3 protein-coding genes, 1 tRNA gene and 1 pseudogene are annotated in these 2,782 nt (G+C 46.8%); 3 read left to right on the plus strand and 2 right to left on the minus strand.

Annotation, left to right across the window (positions count from 1 at the left end):
- Window positions 1-102 precede the first annotated feature (102 nt).
- A tRNA-Met gene (locus Q0688_RS10735) sits at window positions 103-174 on the plus strand.
- 7 nt (window positions 175-181) lie between these two features.
- Here the strand turns inward: Q0688_RS10735 and Q0688_RS10740 are convergent.
- Window positions 182-1,318, minus strand: coding sequence for an ROK family transcriptional regulator (locus Q0688_RS10740; protein WP_299075898.1), 1,137 nt, complete (start codon window positions 1,316-1,318; stop codon window positions 182-184).
- Between the two features lie 110 nt (window positions 1,319-1,428).
- On the opposite strand from Q0688_RS10740, the pseudogene Q0688_RS10745 reads away from it, so the two are divergent.
- A pseudogene (locus tag Q0688_RS10745) lies at window positions 1,429-2,118 on the plus strand (YbiU family protein); the annotation flags it as partial.
- Window positions 2,036-2,353: an EI24 domain-containing protein gene (locus tag Q0688_RS27645; protein WP_367179788.1), complete on the plus strand. Its 318-nt coding sequence runs from the start codon at window positions 2,036-2,038 to the stop codon at window positions 2,351-2,353. The pseudogene Q0688_RS10745 and the gene Q0688_RS27645, both read left to right, overlap by 83 nt.
- A 105-nt stretch (window positions 2,354-2,458) precedes the next feature.
- Here Q0688_RS27645 and Q0688_RS10750 read toward each other — a convergent pair.
- Window positions 2,459-2,782 (minus strand): DUF1467 family protein (locus tag Q0688_RS10750; RefSeq protein WP_299075904.1); only part of this gene is annotated, 324 nt, incomplete at its 5' end.

Here is a 2,782-nt window from a genome sequence, read left to right on the forward strand (position 1 = left end):
CCGAGATCTACACTCTTTCCCTACTAGAAGCTCTTTCTATCTGTTACATATTTCATCTTTCATTTCTTTAAATAAGTTATTTATATCAATAGCTTATCATGTCGCGGGATGGAGCAGTCTGGTAGTTCGTCGGGCTCATAACCCGAAGTTCAAGGAAAGCGGCTCCCGCAACCAACTAAAATCAGTCTAGTTTGGCCACAGTGTTGTGTTCATAGAGTCGATAAAAACCCAGTTGGGCGATGTTATTGTCTTCATCAATTAATCCAAGTGAAAGCAAAGCCAGTTGATGTGCGCCTATTGCTGCTCCCGCTAACGACGCGTTATCCGGAGCCTGACTTAATTGAATGTTTATGTTTGGTAGAGCCTTGTTAAGTTGTGCGACAATGGCAAAATAACTTGTAGGATCAGCGGCAATTGGCCCACCTAATATCAACGTTTCGGGGTGTGTTATTTGGCACGTTAAACGAATTGCCTCATTTATTTCTTCAACCAGTTGCCTGTCTAAATTTCCCGATTTTAATAGGGCGTTATTGATTGTCATCCCCTGATAGCGGCTTTCCAATAAATGCTTACCGCTTTTTAGCGTTACATAGCCAATTTCTCCTGCCATGCCGTTGTCTCCTCGAATTAGAGTGCGCTCAAAAAACAGTCCGCAGCCAATGCCTCGTCCAAGAAATACGTAGATGAAATTGTCCAATTGGGTCATCTCTCGTTCAGACAGGGTTGCCCAATTTACATCGTTGTCGATTACAACGGAGCAATGAAATGCATCTTCAAGTTGTTGGATAAAATGGATGTCTTGGGCAACTGGAAATGGAGAGTTGGGCATTCTCACGACACTGCCATCTTTTGGGTGAATAGGATCGGCAACAGATAGGCCAATAGATAATAAAGGTGGTGTTGTATTTATCATTATTCCTTTAATGGCGGTCAGTAAATCCTTTGTATATTCGGCTGAAGTTCGTCCTTCAGAGTAGGTTAAGTGACGAGACTGACATTCATTTCCTTGTAAGTCGGACAGTGTCAATTGTATGGAAACATCGTCGAGCACAATGGCGAGTGATGCACCACGTTGTTTATTTATTTCGTACAGCACTGAGGGTCTTTTTGATGACTTGGTGTCCTTTTTGTGGCATTCGACAATCACTTGGCGTGCCAGAAGCCGTTGTGCTGACTCTGAAATGGTGGGCTTAGATATTCCTGTTTGACTAGCAATTGCGGCTCTGGACAGTACGCCTTGATGGCGAAGACAGTCAATAAAGGCGCGGTCGGTATTTATCGCTAAACTGCTAGGTTTATGTGCAATTGTCTTTGGCAATGAGGTTGTCCTTGATGTTGATAAAAAGATTTTACTTTACTTGAAGGTTGCTCAAGGTTAATCTGATTTAACAAGTTAGGAAACTTTACTTATTTATTTTGAGGTGTGCCATGACAACAATAAAAAAGCTCCCATATTCCTCGCATAGCGTATTACCAAGTGATGTGCAGCGGTCCATACGAGAAATGAAAGTCAAATGGCGAGAGTCAATCGGAGACGTGCCTGCGTTGATGGCGACAATTATGGCGGACTTAGAAAATGAGATTGAAGACATCGAACGCAGTCAGGCTCAAGGAAAGAGTGTTTGGCCAGAAATAACCTACGAACAAATTCACAGGCAAACGGTGCCAGAGTCAATAACAGCGTTGATCAAAAAACGGGGATGCGCAGTTATTCGGGGGCATTTTTCACCTGAACAAGCTCAGCAGTGGGACGAGGCTTTGGTGGAGTACGTAGAGATAAATGATTTCGACAACCAATATCGTGGCCCAGGCGATGATTTTTTTGGAACATTGAGTGCGTCGAGACCAGAGATTTTTCCCATTTATTGGTCACCTTCGCAAATGGAGGCTCGACAAAGTCCTCGCATGCATGAAGTGCAATGCTTTTTGAATGGATTCTGGAAAGTTGAATCCGAAGGGCGGCGATGGTTCGATCCAGCGGTGAGCTATATTTACCCTGACCGTGTACGTCGCCGTCCACCGGGGACAACGTCAAATGGTCTTGGGCCTCATACCGATTCTGGAGCATTGGAACGTTGGTTATTGCCCGCTTATCAGCGGGTATTTCGTCACATTCTGGCTGGTCAATGGCTTTCTGCTCGGTCGGGAATATGCCCAGCAAGTTGCAATCCGCCATATCCCTGTAAAAGACGCCAGAAACTTCCGCCGGGCCAATCGCGGCCAGATCTGGATGCTTGGTGCGGTTCTGGCTGTCCCCTTGTCGATCCCGCTGATCAATCTGTTGATACCGATAATCGGGGTCGCGGCCTATACCCATCTGTTCCACCGGCTGGATAAAGCGCGCACAAGGTAAGCCGCAATCCATGCCGGACAGATGCAGGCAAGCCCTTTGCCACAAGCGCCAAATCAGGCATCTCGTGGCGCGGAACGCGCCTCAATTTGGCAAGCGTCGCAGCGCTCAGCCTTCGGGGTTCATCCGGTTGAAGATATCAAAATACTCGATCTTCAGGATACCCGACATGATGATGCCACAGATAATGGCCCACAAAATGGTGGTCACAATTGTCACCCAGATCAGCTTTTTCTTCATCATCGCGTCTTCGGGTGCCGAAGCCGGCGTGCCGGGCACAACGTCTCCTGCTTCGCTCTGACTGCGTTCACCGATGGGCAGTGCCACAAACAGGGCCAGAAACCACAGAACGGCATAGATGACGAGTGATGCGGTTATGGTCATCAGACCTGTTCCAGTTCTATCAGGGTTCCGTTGAAAGCCTTGGGATGC

Source organism: uncultured Paraglaciecola sp., from assembly GCF_937123705.1.
Taxonomy (GTDB): Bacteria; Pseudomonadota; Gammaproteobacteria; order Enterobacterales; family Alteromonadaceae; genus Paraglaciecola.